Annotated in this window: 12 protein-coding genes; 6 read left to right on the top strand and 6 right to left on the bottom strand. The window is 72.2% G+C overall.

Going from position 1 to position 15,324, the window contains the following annotated elements; translation table 11 throughout:
- Positions 1 to 6: 6 nt before the first annotated feature.
- The 4 genes from ACFXPL_RS02950 to ACFXPL_RS02935 are packed head-to-tail and all read right to left on the bottom strand — an operon-like array spanning position 7 to position 2,528.
- Entirely contained in the window at positions 7 to 597 is a 591-nt protein-coding gene (locus ACFXPL_RS02950; protein ID WP_384911439.1) for an ATP/GTP-binding protein, read from the bottom strand.
- Positions 572 to 952, bottom strand: coding sequence for a DUF742 domain-containing protein (locus tag ACFXPL_RS02945; RefSeq protein WP_384911436.1), 381 nt, complete (start codon positions 950 to 952; stop codon positions 572 to 574). The genes ACFXPL_RS02950 and ACFXPL_RS02945 overlap by 26 nt, the downstream gene beginning before the upstream one ends.
- Positions 949 to 1,359: a roadblock/LC7 domain-containing protein gene (locus ACFXPL_RS02940; protein ID WP_384911433.1), complete on the bottom strand. Its 411-nt coding sequence runs from the start codon at positions 1,357 to 1,359 to the stop codon at positions 949 to 951. Before ACFXPL_RS02940 ends, ACFXPL_RS02945 begins: the two co-directional genes overlap by 4 nt.
- The gene (locus ACFXPL_RS02935; RefSeq protein WP_384911818.1) at positions 1,356 to 2,528 is read right to left on the bottom strand and encodes an ATP-binding protein; all 1,173 of its coding nucleotides are present in this window, start codon (positions 2,526 to 2,528) and stop codon (positions 1,356 to 1,358) included. Before ACFXPL_RS02935 ends, ACFXPL_RS02940 begins: the two co-directional genes overlap by 4 nt.
- 517 nt (positions 2,529 to 3,045) lie before the next feature.
- Between ACFXPL_RS02935 and ACFXPL_RS02930 the strand changes: the two genes are divergently transcribed.
- Positions 3,046 to 4,803 (top strand): ABC transporter transmembrane domain-containing protein, encoded by a 1,758-nt coding sequence (locus tag ACFXPL_RS02930; protein ID WP_384911430.1) that lies wholly within the window; start codon positions 3,046 to 3,048, stop codon positions 4,801 to 4,803.
- Entirely contained in the window at positions 4,800 to 6,650 is a 1,851-nt protein-coding gene (locus ACFXPL_RS02925; RefSeq protein ID WP_384911426.1) for an ABC transporter ATP-binding protein, read from the top strand. The genes ACFXPL_RS02930 and ACFXPL_RS02925 overlap by 4 nt, the downstream gene beginning before the upstream one ends.
- Before the next feature lie 71 nt (positions 6,651 to 6,721).
- Here the strand turns inward: ACFXPL_RS02925 and ACFXPL_RS02920 are convergent, their stop codons facing one another.
- A complete protein-coding gene (locus tag ACFXPL_RS02920; protein ID WP_384911422.1) occupies positions 6,722 to 7,507 on the bottom strand; it encodes a hypothetical protein in 786 nt (261 codons plus the stop codon).
- A 385-nt stretch (positions 7,508 to 7,892) separates the two neighbouring features.
- Positions 7,893 to 9,806, bottom strand: a complete 1,914-nt coding sequence (locus ACFXPL_RS02915; protein WP_384911419.1) for a PucR family transcriptional regulator — start codon at positions 9,804 to 9,806, stop codon at positions 7,893 to 7,895.
- Between the two features lie 288 nt (positions 9,807 to 10,094).
- Here ACFXPL_RS02915 and ACFXPL_RS02910 point away from each other — a divergent pair, with 288 nt between their 5' ends.
- Genes ACFXPL_RS02910 through ACFXPL_RS02895 form a run of 4 tightly spaced genes read left to right on the top strand, consistent with a single transcriptional unit; the run spans position 10,095 to position 15,144 of the window.
- Positions 10,095 to 10,994 carry an FAD binding domain-containing protein gene (locus ACFXPL_RS02910; RefSeq protein ID WP_384911416.1) on the top strand — a complete coding sequence of 300 codons (900 nt, stop codon included), beginning with the start codon at positions 10,095 to 10,097 and terminating at the stop codon, positions 10,992 to 10,994.
- A gap of 2 nt (positions 10,995 to 10,996) precedes the next feature.
- Positions 10,997 to 11,554, top strand: a complete 558-nt coding sequence (locus ACFXPL_RS02905; protein WP_384911413.1) for a (2Fe-2S)-binding protein — start codon at positions 10,997 to 10,999, stop codon at positions 11,552 to 11,554.
- Positions 11,555 to 11,559: 5 nt separating this feature from the next.
- On the top strand, positions 11,560 to 13,944 hold the full coding sequence (locus ACFXPL_RS02900) for a xanthine dehydrogenase family protein molybdopterin-binding subunit (protein WP_384911815.1): 2,385 nt from the start codon (positions 11,560 to 11,562) through the stop codon (positions 13,942 to 13,944).
- Positions 13,945 to 13,992: 48 nt separating this feature from the next.
- Positions 13,993 to 15,144, top strand: a complete 1,152-nt coding sequence (locus tag ACFXPL_RS02895) for an XdhC family protein (protein WP_384911410.1) — start codon at positions 13,993 to 13,995, stop codon at positions 15,142 to 15,144.
- Positions 15,145 to 15,324: the final 180 nt, after the last annotated feature.

The following is a 15,324-nucleotide window of genomic DNA, read 5'->3' as shown; positions in this document are numbered from 1 at the left end:
GAACTCCTAGTTGAGGCGTGACTGAAGGTAACGGACGAGGGAGATGAGAGCGTTCGCCGAGGAACGCTGGTCCCGCGCGTCACAGTTGACGAGTGGCGTCTCCGGGAGCAGGTCGAGCGCTTCCCGTATCTCCTGGTCCTCGTGGTTCGGCCGGTCGTCGAATCGGTTCACGGCGATCGCGTAGGGGATGCCGTAGTGCTCGACGAGGTCCATCACGGGGAAGGACTCCTCCAGACGCTCCGGGTCGACCAGGACCAGGGCTCCGAGCGCACCCCGGGTCATGTCCTCCCACACCTGGACGAAGCGCTGCTGCCCCGGTGTGCCGAACAGGTAGAGGACCAGTCGGTCGCTGAGGGTGAGGCGACCGAAGTCCATCGCCACCGTCGTGGTGGTCTTGCCGGGGGTGCCCTTGAGGTCGTCGATCCCCTCGCCCGCCCGCGTCATCACCTCTTCGGTGCGCAGCGGAGGGATCTCGGACATGGTCCCGATGAATGTCGTCTTGCCGACGGCGAAATGCCCGACCACAAGAATCTTCGCCGCGGTCTGCACCGACTCACGTAGATAGACACCGTCATCCAAAACGGGCTTGAAGGCCATTCAGCACCTCCTCAAGTATGTGCCGCTCGACCAGCTTCGCGGGAGGTATGGGGGCACGCGTGACGAGGTGCCCCTCCTGCGTGAGATCGGACAGCAGGATTTTCACGACCCCGACGGGAAGCTGGGTGTGTCCGACTATCTCGGCGACCGAGAGGTGGCCGCCCGAGCACAACTCCAGAAGACGGCGCTTCTCAGGGTCGAGATGTCCCGCTCTGGGAGCGTCCTGAGCCGTCGTGACCAGCGTGATCAGTGAGAACTCGTGGTCATCGAGCAGGCTGCGGCCGTTGGTGATGACGTACGGACGTACTAATTGCGGGGCTACTGGTTCCTGATCCGGCTCTTCTGGTGTGGTCATGCTTTCGTGTCAGCAATCTCGCGAGGGGGACTGGTCAGGGCTTTGCCGAGCTGGCCGACGAGCTGTTGCATACGGAAGGTGATCTCGGCCATGTCCACCTCCGGTGTCGCCGAGACGCCGAGGTAGGCGCCCTCGCCGGCCGAGATGAGAAATACCCAGCCGTGATCGAATTCGACCAGCGTCTGGCGCCACTGGGCCCGGTTGTTCGGCGTGGCACCGCAGAAGTCGGCCAAGGTGCGGCTCAACGACTGCATGCCGCTCATCGCGGCGGCGACGGTGTCGGCGTGGTCCTTGCCGACTTCCTTGGACCGGGCCATGAGGAGACCGTCGGCGGAGACGAGAATCGCGTGACGCGCTTCGGGCACTTCCAGAGCACTGTCAAGCATCCATGACAGATCGTAATTCACTGATTCTCATGCCCTTCACTGCTTGCGTTGTTGAAACGACGGCCTGATTGCGTTCCGCGCTGGAACGCGCCCATCACGGAAGCGGCCTGCTCATGGTCACGAGCCGGTGCCTCCGCGCTGTCGGCGGTCGGAACGATCGAGATCGCGCCCCGGCGACGGCGTTTGGGGAGACCGCCGAAGGTGGTCGCGGGGGCCGCCGGAGTCTCCTCTTCGGGCGGCATCGAAGAGGACGCGGCCACAGTGGGGAACTCCTTGGGCTCGACGCGCGGGGGCGCGGGCGGGGGCGTGGGCCTGGCCTCGGGCTCCGGCATGGCGGTGAGCAGCTCCTCGGGCAGGAGTACGACCGCGCGCACCCCACCGTAGGGAGAAGCGGAATCCACGGACACGGTGAAGCCGTACCGCGCGGCCAGCACGCCGATCACGGTGAAACCGAACTGCGGCGGATTACCGAGACCCGAGACACCGGGCGAACGCTCGCTCGACAGGAGCTTCGCCGCCCTGCTCTTCTCCTCCTCGTTCATGCCGACACCGGCGTCGTCGACGATGATGCAGACGCCCTTGGGCACGGGCCGGATATTGATCTCGATGATCGTTTCCGGCGCGGAGTAACTGGTGGCGTTGTCGAGCAGTTCCGCGAGCGTGAGCGCGACGGGCTCCACGGCCCGGCTGACAATGGCGAAGTTACTCTGGGCCCGGATCTCCACACGGGTGAAATGCCGAATGCGGCCCTTGGCGCTGCGCACCACGTCGTACAGTGACGCGGCGGCACGCTGCCGGCCCAGCCATCCGTCGCAGAGAACGGCGATGGACTGCGCACGCCGTGCGAACTGCGAGTTCATGTGGTCGATGTCGAGGAGGTCCTGGAGAATCTGGAGTTCTCCGTACTTCTCCTGGAGCTTCGTGATCGCGAGCTGCTGTTCGCTCGCCAGACCCTGAAGCGTTCGCATCGCCGACTTCAGCGCGGTCTTGGTGTCTTCTTCCGCCCTGTCCTTGGCCTCTTCGACGGCCTCGGCGTAGTGCTCCTCAAGATTGGCGTAGTGCGCCTTGAGTTCCTGTTTCTCCTTTCTCAGCTCGGCGATCGACCTTCTGCCGCGAATGATCGCGGTCGCTGCGACAGGTGTACCGGCGATCAAACCCCAAATCGCGGGATCCTGGAAGTATTGCGTCATAAGGCTCTCTTCGGGCGAGTGGGCCACCGGGTGCTGAATGTCTGGAGTATGCGTCGAAATGGGCTCGCGGTCACAGACAAACGGAATAGGCCGCGCACGCTCGCCTGCCGGACTGCCTTGAAAGGCCCGGCTAATGGCATAGTTCTCCCCGGGATGGCGGATTTCTGGGCCGATGCGCTGACTTTCCTGTATGCCATAGCGGGTTTAGTACCACTTGGCAAGCTCGGCGATCTTATCACCACGGCATGTGCCTCCGGCCAGGTCGATCTGCTCTGTTTCTGGCGTCTGACGGTAATTCAGCGGCGTTTCCGTTTTGGGGTTGTTGGGGGGTGTTACGCGCCCGTCGTGGACCCTTCCGGCTCGGGGATGTTGCCTGCCCTTGGGGGTAAATATCCCCTTTGCTCCGAAGGCGGTCACGTGCCAGAGGCACATTCGTAACGGGCCGGTGTCGAGGACGTGCGGAGGTCGTGCGGATGCGTGCGGGCGTGTGTGACGGAGGTGTCGTTAGGGTCGGGGGATGAGTGACACCTACATGGATCCCGGCACGCCGGACCGGCGCGGCGCCGCGCGCTACTTGTGGTGGCTGGTGACCAGTCAGCGGGGCCGGGTGGCGGCCGGCGCGCTGTGGGGCAGCGTGTGGATGGTCGGACTGACCCTGTCGCCGTACCTGCTGTCACGGGCGATCGACGACGGCCTCGAACCGGGCGACCGGCGCGCGCTGTGGGGCTGGGCCGGGGCGCTGCTCGCGGTCGGTGTGGCCAACGCGCTGGTGGGCATGGCCCGCCACCGCACCATGACCCGGGTCCGGATGGACGCCACCTTCCGTACCGTACGTGTCGTGGTCCGCCACGCGACCACGCTCGGCGCGACGCTGCCGCGCCGGGTCACGGCCGGAGAGGTCGTCACGATCGGCATCTCCGACGTCATCGGGATGAGCCTGTCCCTGACCGTGACGGGACCCGGGGTCGGCGCGGTCCTGGCCTATGCCGTGGTCGCCGGACTCCTGATGTCCGTCTCACCCGTCCTCGCCGCCGTGGTGCTGCTCGGCGTACCGCTGCTCGCGGTCGTGGTCGGCCCGCTGCTGGGGCGGTTGCAGGGCAGGGAAACGGCCTACCGCGAGCGGCAGGGAGCACTGGCCGCGCGCTTCACCGACATCGTCGGCGGGCTGCGCGTGCTCGGCGGACTCGGCGGCAAGGACGTGTACGCGGCACGCTACCGGCGCGACTCCGCCCGGCTCAGGGACGAGGGCTACCGGGTCGGGGCGGTGACGAGCTGGATCTCCGCGTTCGGCCTCGGCCTGCCGGTGCTCTTCCTGGCCGCCGTGACCTGGCTGGCGGCGCGGCTGGCCGCGCGGGGCGAGATCTCGCTGGGCGAACTGGTCGCGGTGTACGGCTACACGGCCGTCCTCGTCGTCCCCGTGGGCTTCTTCGTCGAGGCCGGTTACGACGTGAGCCGCGGTCTGGTCTGCGCGCGCCGGGTCGTACGGTTCCTCGCGCTGGAACCCGAACACACCGATACGTTGGTGACGGACGGTGACGCCGTCGCCCCGCGGCGGGCACCCGCGTCACCCGCGCCCCTGCGCGACCCCGCGTCCGGCGTCGAGGTGGCACCCGGGAAGCTCACGGTGCTCGTCGCCGCCCGGCCCTCGGACACCGCCGAAGTGGCCGACCGCCTGGGCCGGTTCACCGCCTCGGACGCGACCTGGGGAGACGTACGGCTCGACCGGATCCCCCTGGGCCACGTACGCGACCGCGTCCTCGTCGCCGACAACGAGGCCGACCTCTTCGCGGGCACCCTGCGCGACGCCGTCGAGGGCCGCTGGAGCCGCGAGGACGAGGCCGTCGAGGCGGCCATCGCCGCGGCGGCGTCCCAGGACATCGTCCTCGGCCTGCCGGACGGACTCGACTCGGACCTCCTCGGCCAGGGCCGCAACCTCTCCGGCGGCCAGCGTCAACGCATCAGACTGGCAAGGGCGTTGCTCGCCGACCCCGAGGTCCTGATAGCCGTGGAACCCACCTCGGCCGTCGACGCCCACACGGAAGCCGCACTCGCCGCCGGTGTGCGCGCCGCCCGCTCGGGCCGCACCACGCTGGTCACCAGCACCTCGCCGCTGATGCTGGAGCACGCGGACACCGTCCACTACCTGGTCGACGGCCGGACGGCGGCGGCCGGTACCCACCGCGAACTGCTCGCGGGACGGGCGGACTACCGCGCCCTCGTGTCACGCGGCACGGAGGACGACGAGCCGGACCGGTACGAGGAGGCCGTGCGATGACCGTACGCGGGACGAGTACGACGAGCGGGCTGCCGGTCGCCGGTCCTCCGCGGGTACGCCGCGCCGCGCTCGGGCTGCTGCGCCAGGACCGGCGCGCCTTCGCCGCGGCGATCGGCCTCAACGCCCTGGCGGCGGTGGCCGGACTCGCCGGCCCCTGGCTGCTCGGCCGCATCATCAACGCCGTCAGGGCCGGGAGCGGCGTGAACGCCGTAGACCGGTACGCGCTGATCCTCCTGGCGTGCGCGCTCGCACAGCTCCTGCTGGCGCGCTACGCCCGCTTCGTCGGACACCGCTTCGGTGAGCGGACCTCGGCCCGCATCCGCGAACAGTTCGTCGACCGGGCGCTCGGACTGCCCGCCTCGGTGGTGGAGCGCGCGGGCACCGGCGATCTGACGGCGCGCGGCACGACCGACGTCACCACCGTCGGCACCACACTGCGCGACGCGGGCCCGGACATCTTCATCGCCGGGATCCAGGTGCTGTTCATCCTGGGCGCGGTCGTCGTGCTGGCTCCACCGCTCGGCGCCTGCGCCCTGCTCGGTCTGCTCGGCATATGGTGCGCCACCCGCTGGTACCTGCGGCGCGCGCACACCGCGTATCTGGCGGAGGGCGAGGCCCACTCGGCCCTGGCGGAGATCCTTTCCGCGACGGCGACGGGCGCGCGTACGGTCGAGGCGTTCGGGCTCCAGCAGCGCCGCCTCGACGCCTGCGAGGAGGCCGTCGGCCGGTGCGAGCACACCCGCACCAGGACGCTGTTCCTGCGCAGCGTCCTCTTCCCCGCGGTCGACGCCTCGTACGTCGTCCCGGTCGTGGCCGTCCTGCTGGCCGGTGGCGCGCTGCACGACCGGGGCGCGGTGAGCCTCGGAGCCGTCGTCGCCTGCGCGCTGTACATGCGACAGCTCGACCAGCCGCTCGACCAGATCCTGCGGTGGGTGGAGCAGATGCAGAGCAGCGGGGCGTCGTTCGCCCGGGTGGAGGGGCTGGCGAAGGCGCCGGGGGAGAAGGCGGGGGGAGAACCGGGGAACCCGGAGAAGGGGGAGCGGGTGGACAGCCCCTCGGGGGGCCACCGCCCCGGCGGCCGTGCCCCTCGGCCTCGCCTCCCGGCCGACGACCGGATCGAAATATCCGGTGTGCGGTACGCGTACGACGGCGGGCGCGACGTGCTGCGCGGGGTCGATCTGACCGTACGCCCCGGCGAACGGCTGGCCGTCGTCGGCCCGTCGGGCGCCGGAAAGTCCACCCTCGGAAGGCTGCTCGCGGGCATTGACCGGCCGCGCGAGGGGGCGGTGACCGTGGGGCGGGTACCGATCGCCGCGCTCGGCCCCGAGGAACTGCGCCGGCAGGTCGTCCTGGTCACGCAGGAACACCATGTCTTCCTCGACAGCGTCCGGGACAATCTGCTGATCGCCGCGCCCGCGGCCACGGACGCCGAGGTACGCGCGGCACTCGCCGCCGTCGGCGCCGACTGGGTCGACGACCTGCCGGACGGCCTGGACACCGAACTGGGTGCGGGCGAGACCTCCCTGGACGGTGCGCGCGCACAGCAACTCGCCCTGGCCCGGGTGGTGTTGGCAGATCCACATACGGTGATCCTGGACGAGGCCACCGCGCTCCTCGACCCGGCGACCGCACGCCACGCGGAACGGGCGCTGGCGGCGGTCCTCGACGGCCGTACGGTCATCGCCATCGCCCACCGGCTCCAGACGGCCCGCGACGCGGACCGGGTGGCCGTGATGGACGACGGCCGCCTCACCGAGCTGGGCACACACGACGACCTGGTGGCCCGTGGCGGCGCGTACGCGGCGCTGTGGCGCTCGTGGCACGGGGATCCGCCGCACGAGCGGTAGGGCACGCCGCCCGCGCCCGGCCCGCCGGGGTGACGATCACATGGCGTTCGCCCTCCTGAAGCAGGTGCCCCTCAGGCCACCGGTGCCGGCGGTGACGGCGTGAGCTGGTCGGCCAGCCAGGTGGGGACGCCGCCCAGGAGGCGGAACAGGCGGCCGGCCTCGGCGCGGAGCCGGGTGGCCTCCGGTTCCGGTTCCGCGTCGGCCAGTGCCGCCAGCGCCGGGGCCGTGCCGACCAGGTAGCCCAACTCCTCGCGAATACGGAGCGATTCGGCGAAGCCGTGCCGCGCCTCGGCCAACTCGCCTTCCCGTAGGGCCAGTCCGGCGAGGTGACGCCAGGTGAAGGAGAGCAGCAGTGTCTGGCCGTGCGCCGTCGCCGCGGCGTGGGCGCGACGGTACGCGGCACGCGCCGACTGGGGGGAGTCCGCGAGGTGTTCGGCCACCAGCCCGCGCCGGAAGTCGAGCAGGGCGCGGCCCGGCGCCGTCGGGTCCAGCAGCGCCGCCGCCCGTCCCAGGGCCGAGCGCGCCTCGTCCGCGCGGTCGCGGACACCGAGGACGGTCGACGCGTAGGCGAGATGGCCGCGCTCGCACGCCGCGGCGCCCCGCTCGCGGTCCTCGCGGGCCGTGGCCTCCGCCGCGCGCAGCGCGTCCTCGGCCTCCGGCCAGCCGTCACCGGTGAACAGGCAGCGCTCCACGAGCAGCGCGGCCCGCTGGAGCGCCGGTCCCGGGGAGTCGGCGTGGGGAGTCAGCAGGGCTGCCGCGTCGTTCCAGCAGCCACGCGAGCGCAGCCGCCATACCGCGGTCTGGAGTGGGTCGTCACCAGCGGTGGTCGCGGAACCAGACATGGCGGTATGCGCCACATTGCCCTCCCCTAGCGCGCCATTGTGCTGTGAGTGTGGACGCATCTCAGCATGGATCAGTACGCCGGGCCAATAGGTCAGGTGAAAGAATTCACAAACACTCGGGCGCCGACGCCGGCAGGAGGGGCGCGCGACCCGGGCGCCGGCACCGGGTTCCGATCCGGGCGTACGGTCCCGGCCCACCGGCCGTCACGGCTGCCACCTGGGACGATCGCCGCGTTCCGCGCCGAACCCCGCGGCTGCCGTCCGCCGCCGCCCGCCGCCGCTCCCGCCGGGCCCGATGGCGGAACTCTCCATGGCCGTTTCGGGTGACGGCGGTCAACAGCATGCGACAGCGGGCCCGGTCCGCGTGGCGGAGGGGGCACGGCCACGGCTCGACGGCTCCTCAGGTCATGCGCAGCGCGAGGAAGAAGTCCAGCTTGTCCTCAAGACGCGACAGGTCACGGCCCGTCAGCTGTTCGATCCTGCCCACCCGGTACCGCAGGGTGTTCACATGCAGGTGCAGGCGCGCCGCGCAGCGCGTCCAGGAGCCGTCGCAGTCGAGGAACGCCTCCAGCGTGGCGATCAGTTCGGCGCGGTGGCGGCGGTCGTAGTCGCGCAGCGGGTCCAGCAGCCGCGCGGTGAAGGCCCGGCGTACGTCGTCCGGGACGAACGGCAGCAGCAGGACGTGCGAGGCCAGTTCGTGGTGGCCCGCCGCGCTGACGCGCCCCTGCCGGGCCGCCGCCACGCGCCGGGCGTGCCTGGCCTCCTCCAGGGCGCCCCTGAGTCCCTCGGCCGAGTCCACCGCGGCGCTCACGCCGAGCGTCAGCCGGCCGTCGTCGCCGAGCCCGGCGGCGAGCGGGGCCCGTACGGCGGCCAGCAGCGTGTCCGCGTGCAGCCGGGGATCCGCCGGCCCCGGACCGGCCTCCGAAGCAGCCGTTCCTGGAGCCGGAGCCGTTCCTTGAGCCGCCGCCGGAGCCGTTCCCGGAGCCGTGCCAGGAGCCGTGGCGGGAGCCGCCCCCGAAGCGGGAGCCGATCCCGGAGCCGCCGCCGGAGTCGCGGGACTCGCCCCCCGCTCCGGTGACGAGGGACGCGCGCCCTCCTCCGCCACCGCCAGCGGTATCAGCGCGATCGCCTCGTCACCCATGTGGCCCACAGCGATACGGTCCGCCGAGTCGGCCCCCACCGGTCCGGCCACGCCCGTGGGACCCGCCCCACCGGCCGCCCCCACCAGGATCTCCTCCAGCAGCGACTGCACCACCGGAGCGCCGGACGCGTCACCCCCGGCGCTCCCGCCGTCCCCGTCCCTGGTCCTGTCCTCGGTGCCGTCCTCCGCCCACGCGATCCGCGCCACCACGACCTGCCACTGCGGCGCGGCCCCGCTCAGCCCCGGCAACAGCACCGGCGCCGCCACCCGCAGCCGGGCGGCGATCTCCGCCGGGGCCGCGCCCGCCTGGACCAGCTCCAGTACCTCCTGGGCGAGCCGGCGCCGTACCGTACGGGCCGTGTCCCGCCGGTCGCGCTCGACCGCGATGAGCTGGGTGACGCCCTGGAGCAGGTCGAGCCGGGCCTCCGGCCAGTCGCCCGCGTCCGCCTCGACCGCGAGCAGCCAGTCGGCCAGCGCCGCCCCGCGCGCGCCGGCCTCGTCCCGTCCCTGGGTACGGACCGGGAAGAGGGAGTACGCCGTACCGTCGACGGCCGTACGGTACGGGCTCCTGAGGCCCGCACGCGTGGCGGAGAGGTGGTCGCCGGCGAGCGCGGCGGCCCGCGCCGCGGACAGCGGCGCGCCCGCCCCCGCGATCTGCCGGCCGGTGGGGGAGAGCACCCAGGCGCGCAGATCGAGGTCCGAGCCGAGCAGGTCGAGGACCACATCGGGGCCGCCGCCCGCCGGGCCGGAGGTCATCAGCCTGCGGTGCCGGTCGACGACCGCGGCCAGATCACCGGCGCGCTCCCCGGACACCTGGCGGACCACGTGCTCGGTGATCGTGGCGAACGCGACCTTCTCGTGCACCGCGAAGAGCGGCAGCCGGTGGCGGGCACACGCCGCGACCAGGTCGGCGGGGATGTCGCCCAGCTCCGCCTCGCCCGCCGCCAGCCCGGCGACCCCGGCGCCCGCGAGGATACGGACGAAGGGCTCCGAGTCCTCGGCCGCCCGGTGCCAGGCGAGGCCGCTGAGGACCAGCTCGCCGCCCGAGAGGTAACGGCTCGGGTCGCGCAGGTCGGTGGTCATCACCCCGCGTACGGCCCGGTTCAGCTCGTCCTCGCCGCCGAGCAGCCGCAGCCCCAGCGCGTCGGTCTCCAGCAGTGCGCGCAGCCGCATCGTGTCGCCGCCGATCTCTTTCCTCGTCCGTCCGTCGTACCCGGGGTCGCTCTCGGAGCTGCCACCCCGACGGAAGTGCCTTACGTTTCGATGGGAAGACCTCTCGGTTACCGCTACCCCATCATTCGTTCGAATCTACAAGACTCGGTGGTGGACCAGCCAACTCCTTCATGGTTTCGGTGACTGCACCGGGTGCGACGGTGGCCTGTGTACTGGTGGAAAGCGCTTCGGAGCTTCAGCCACCTCATGTGCCACCCGCGCGCCACCCGATCGGGAAGAGAGCCGTTCATGGACTTCCTTCGCCCCGGAAGCTGGGAGGAGGCGCTCGCCGCCAAGGCCGAGCACCCCGGCGCCGTCCCCATAGCGGGCGGCACGGACATCATGGTCGAGATCAACTTCGACCACCGGCGACCGGACCAGCTCCTGGACCTGAACCGGATCGACGAACTGAGCGCCTGGGAGGTCGGCGCGGACGAGGTCGCGCTCGGCGCCTCCGTCCCGTACACCCGGATCATGGAGCACCTGCGCGCCGAGCTGCCCGGCCTCGCGCTCGCCTCGCACACCGTCGCCTCCCCGCAGATCCGCAACCGCGGCGGCGTGGGCGGCAACCTCGGCACCGCCTCCCCGGCGGGCGACGCGCACCCGGCGCTGCTGGCGGCGGGCGCCGAGGTGGAGGCCGAGTCCGTACGCGGCTCCCGGCGCATCCCGATCGACGCGTTCTACACCGGGGTGAAGCGCAACGCGCTCGCGCCCGACGAACTCATCAGGGCCGTCCACATCAAGAAGGCGGACGGGCCGCAGCAGTACTCCAAGGTCGGCACGCGCAACGCGATGGTCATCGCCGTCTGCGCCTTCGGGCTCGCGCTGCACCCGCGCACCCGTACGGTCAGGACGGGCATCGGATCCGCCGCCCCCACCCCGGTCCGGGCGCGCGACGCGGAGCTGTTCCTGAACGCGGCACTCGACGAGGGCGGCTTCTGGGACAGCGGAAAGATCATCACACCATCCATCGCGAAGCAGTTCGCGGACCTCGCCTCGGCCGCCTGCAACCCCATCGACGACGTCCGCGGCACCGCCTCGTACCGGCGGCGCGCGGTCGGCGTCCTGGCCCGCCGCCAGCTCGGCTGGGCCTGGGAGCGGTACCGGGCCTCCGGCCGCGGCCCCGGCGGACTCGAAGGAGCTGCGTGACCATGCGTGTCCATTTCACGGTCAACGGGCGTGAGCAGGAAGCCGACGACGTCTGGGAAGGCGAGAGCCTGCTCTACGTGCTGCGCGAGCGCATGGGCCTGCCCGGCTCCAAGAACGCCTGTGAGCAGGGCGAATGCGGTTCTTGTACGGTACGGCTCGACGGCGTCCCGGTCTGCGCCTGCCTGGTCGCGGCCGGGCAGGCCGAGGGGCGGGACATCCTCACCGTCGAGGGCCTCGCGGACCACGCCGGAATGCGTGCCGGCGCCACCGGAGCCGGTCCGCGGGCCGGGGCCACCGGGTCCGGCGCCACCGGGGCCGGTGAACTCTCCCCCGTCCAGCAGGCGTTCGTCGACGCGGGCGCCGTCCAGTGCGGCTTCTGCACCCCCGGTCTGCTGGTCGCCGCCGACGAGATGCTGGAGCGCAACCCCTCCCCGAGCGACGGGGACATCCGCGAGGCCCTGTCCGGCAACCTCTGCCGCTGCACGGGGTACGAGAAGATCCTGGACGCGGTCCGCCTCGCGGCCGCCCGGCAGGCCACCCGCCACGAAGAGGCGGTGTGACCGCCATGGCCACCACCGGCATCCCCACCAGCCTCACGCAGGGCTCCAGGACCCGCGGCGGCATCGGCGAGTCGACCCTCCGCCCCGACGGCACCCTCAAGGTCACCGGCGAGTTCGCGTACGCCTCCGACCTCTGGCACGAGGACATGCTCTGGGGCCACACCCTGCGCTCCACCGTGGCCCACGCCGAGATCCGCTCCATCGACACCTCCGAGGCCCTGGCCACCCCCGGCGTCCACGCGGTGCTGACGTACGAGGACCTCCCCGCCGCCGTCAAGCACTACGGCCTGGAGATCAAGGACACCCCCGTCCTCGCCCACGGCAAGGTCCGCCACCACGGCGAGCCGGTCGCCCTCGTCGCCGCCGACCATCCGGAGACCGCCCGCCGAGCCGCCGCCAGGATCAGGGTCGACTACGCCGGCCTGCCCGTCGTCACCGACGAGGCGTCCGCGACCGCCCCCGGCGCCCCGCTGGTCCACGAGAACCGCGCCGACCACTACGCGGGCCATGTCCCGCACCCCAACGTCCTGCACCGCCAGCCGGTCGTCCGCGGCGACGCCGCCCTGGCCGCCGGGCGCGCCGATGTGATCATCACCGGCGACTACGTCTTCGGCATGCAGGACCAGGCGTTCCTGGGACCGGAGTCCGGCCTCGCCGTACCCGCCGAGGACGGCGGCGTCGACCTCTACGTCGCCACCCAGTGGCTGCACGCCGACCTCGCCCAGATGGCGCCCGTACTCGGCCTGCCCGAGGACAAGGTGCGGATGACGCTCTCCGGCGTCGGCGGTGCCTTCGGCGGCCGTGAGGACATCTCGATGCAGATCCACGCCTGCCTGCTGGCGCTGCGCACCGGACGGCCGGTGAAAATCGTCTACAACCGCTTCGAGTCCTTCTTCGGCCATGTCCACCGCCACCCCGCCAGGCTCCACTACGAGCACGGCGCGACACGCGACGGCAAGCTCACCCACATGAAGTGCCGGATCGTCCTCGACGGCGGCGCGTACGCCTCGTCCTCCCCGGCCGTCGTCGGCAACGCGGCCTCCCTCTCCGCCGGACCGTACGCCGTGGACGACGTCGACATCGAGGCCCTCGCCCTCTACACCAACAACCCGCCCTGCGGCGCGATGCGCGGCTTCGGCGCCGTCCAGGCGTGCTTCGCGTACGAGGCGCAGATGGACAAGGTGGCCGCCGCGCTCGCCATGGACCCGGTGGAGTTCCGCCGGATCAACGCCATGGAGCAGGGCACCCTGCTGCCAACCGGCCAGCGCGTCGACTCCCCGGCGCCCGTCGCCGAACTGCTGCGCCGCGTCAAGGCCCGTCCGCTGCCGCCCGAACGGCAGTGGCTCGTGGCGGGCGAGGAGGCGGACGTACGGGCGCTGCCCGGCGGCCTCTCGAACACCACGCACGGCGAAGGCGTGGTCCGCGGTGTCGGCTACGCGGTCGGCATCAAGAACGTCGGCTTCTCCGAGGGCTTCGACGACTACTCCACCGCCCGCGTACGGCTCGAAGTGATCAACGGGGTGGCGGTCGCCGCCGTGCACACCGCGATGGCCGAGGTCGGGCAGGGCGGGGTCACCGTCCACGCGCAGATCGCCCGTACGGAACTGGGGGTCGCCCAGGTGACCATCGCCCCGGCGGACACCCGGGTCGGCTCGGCGGGCTCCACCTCCGCCTCCCGGCAGACCTATGTCACCGGCGGCGCCGTCAAGAACTCCTGCGAGCACGTCAGGGAGCGGGTCCTGGAGATCGGCCGGCGCAGGTTCGGCACGTACCACCCGGCCTGGGCCACGGCGGAGCTGCTGCTCGAAGGCGGCAAGGTCGTCACCGACGGCGGCGAGGTGCTGGCCGATCTGGTCGACGTCCTGGCGGACGAGGCGGTCGAGGTGGAGCTGGAGTGGCGCCACCGCCCGACCGAGGCGTTCGACCTCCGTACGGGACAGGGCAACGGCCATGTCCAGTACTCGTTCGCCGCGCACCGCGCCGTGGTGGAGGTCGACACGGAACTCGGGCTGGTCAAGGTGGTCGAACTGGCCGTCGCGCAGGACGTCGGCAAGGCGCTCAACCCGCTCTCCGTGCTCGGCCAGATCCAGGGCGGCTCGACGCAGGGCCTGGGCGTCGCGGTGATGGAGGAGATCATCGTCGACCCCGTCACGGCGAAGGTGCGCAACCCGTCCTTCACCGACTACCTGATCCCCACCATCCTCGACACGCCGACCATGCCCGTCGACATCCTGGAACTGGCCGACGACCACGCGCCGTACGGGCTGCGCGGTGTCGGGGAGGCGCCGACCCTCTCGTCCACGCCGGCGGTCCTCGCCGCGATCAGGGCGGCGACGGGTCTGGAGCTGAACCGGACACCCGTACGACCGGAACACCTCACCGGCACGTGACGGCCACCGGAGCCGCACCGTTCCCGGCCCCGTTCGGAGGAGACCGACATGCTGGACATCGCGGAGGAGCTGCACCGGTGGGTCGGGCAGGGCCGTGACATCGCCGTCGCCACGGTGGTGGCCGTCGGCGGCAGCGCGCCCCGCCGGCCGGGAGCCGCGCTCGCCGTCGACGGTGACGGCGCGGCGATCGGCTCGGTCTCCGGCGGCTGCGTGGAGGGCGCCGTGTACGAGCTGTGCCGGCAGGCGCTCCGCGACGGCCTCACCGTCCTGGAGCGGTTCGGCTACAGCGACGACGACGCCTTCGCCGTCGGGCTCACCTGCGGCGGTGTCATCGACATCCTGGTGACCCCGCTCCGGTCCCGCACCCCGCTCGGCGCGGTGCTCGCCGGGGCCCTCGCCGCCGCCGCGCACGGGGAGCCCGCGGCGCTCGCGCGGATCACCGAAGGCCCGGCCGAACTGCTCGGCCGGGCCCTGCTCGTACGCCCCGACGGCTCGTACGAGGGCGGCTTCGGCGGCCATCGGGACCTGGACCGTACGGCGGCGGACGAGGCGCGCGCCCTGCTGGACACCGGCGCCACGGGCCAGGTCCTGATCGGCGAGCGGGGATCGCGGTGCGGACGGCCGCTGACGCTGCTGGTCGAGACGTGCGCCGAGCCCCCGCGCATGATCGTCTTCGGGGCCGTCGACTTCGCCGCCGCGCTGGCCGCCACGGGGAAGTTCCTCGGCTACCACGTGACGGTCTGCGACGCGCGGCCCGTCTTCGCCACGCACGCCCGCTTCCCGGCCGCCGACGAGGTCGTGGTGGACTGGCCGCACCGCTATCTCGCCCGGACCGCGGTCGACGGCCGCACGGTGCTCTGCGTGCTCACCCACGACGCCAAGTTCGATGTGCCGCTGCTGGAGCTGGCGTTGAGACTGCCCGTCGCCTTCGTCGGCGCGATGGGGTCGCGGCGGACCCACGAGGACCGCGAGCGGCGTCTGCGCGAAGCCGGTCTCACCGGCGCCGAACTGGCCCGGCTGCACTCGCCGATCGGCCTGGACCTCGGCGCCCGTACGCCCGAGGAGACCGCGCTGTCGATCGCGGCGGAGATCGTCGCCGCCCGGCGCGGCGGCAGCGGCGCCTCCCTGACGGGCGCGCGCACGCCCATCCACCACGACGGGGCACGGAAGCCGCGACGGTGGATCGGGTCCGCGGCCTGAGCGCGCGGGGGATCCGGGCGAGGTGGCGCCGGGTGAGGCCGTGACGGCCGTCCGTGACCCGGCCGCCGCGAGCGGTCCGTCGGGCGCCGTGGACGGCCCCGGCCCCCCCAGGTGCCGGAGCGGACAGGGCCACAGCCCCCCCCTTTTGGAGGTGTGCGCCCCCCCCCCCCGGTTAGGCAA

This window comes from Streptomyces sp. NPDC059092 (assembly GCF_042756365.1).
Lineage (GTDB): Bacteria > Actinomycetota > Actinomycetes > Streptomycetales > Streptomycetaceae > Streptomyces.
The sequence above is the reverse complement of the archived record's forward strand: the minus strand, read 5'-3'. Positions and strand labels throughout refer to the sequence as shown.

What these genes read in the sequence shown, in the direction of transcription:
- ACFXPL_RS02950 (WP_384911439.1), bottom strand. Translation starts at nt 597, where the DNA reads ATGGCCTTCAAGCCCGTTTTGGATGACGGTGTCTATCTACGTGAGTCG.
- ACFXPL_RS02905 (WP_384911413.1), top strand. Translation starts at nt 10,997, where the DNA reads ATGCGTGTCCATTTCACGGTCAACGGGCGTGAGCAGGAAGCCGACGAC.
- ACFXPL_RS02925 (WP_384911426.1), top strand. Translation starts at nt 4,800, where the DNA reads ATGACCGTACGCGGGACGAGTACGACGAGCGGGCTGCCGGTCGCCGGT.
- ACFXPL_RS02915 (WP_384911419.1), bottom strand. Translation starts at nt 9,806, where the DNA reads ATGCGGCTGCGCGCACTGCTGGAGACCGACGCGCTGGGGCTGCGGCTG.
- ACFXPL_RS02895 (WP_384911410.1), top strand. Translation starts at nt 13,993, where the DNA reads ATGCTGGACATCGCGGAGGAGCTGCACCGGTGGGTCGGGCAGGGCCGT.
- ACFXPL_RS02945 (WP_384911436.1), bottom strand. Translation starts at nt 952, where the DNA reads ATGACCACACCAGAAGAGCCGGATCAGGAACCAGTAGCCCCGCAATTA.
- ACFXPL_RS02935 (WP_384911818.1), bottom strand. Translation starts at nt 2,528, where the DNA reads ATGACGCAATACTTCCAGGATCCCGCGATTTGGGGTTTGATCGCCGGT.
- ACFXPL_RS02930 (WP_384911430.1), top strand. Translation starts at nt 3,046, where the DNA reads ATGAGTGACACCTACATGGATCCCGGCACGCCGGACCGGCGCGGCGCC.
- ACFXPL_RS02910 (WP_384911416.1), top strand. Translation starts at nt 10,095, where the DNA reads ATGGACTTCCTTCGCCCCGGAAGCTGGGAGGAGGCGCTCGCCGCCAAG.
- ACFXPL_RS02900 (WP_384911815.1), top strand. Translation starts at nt 11,560, where the DNA reads ATGGCCACCACCGGCATCCCCACCAGCCTCACGCAGGGCTCCAGGACC.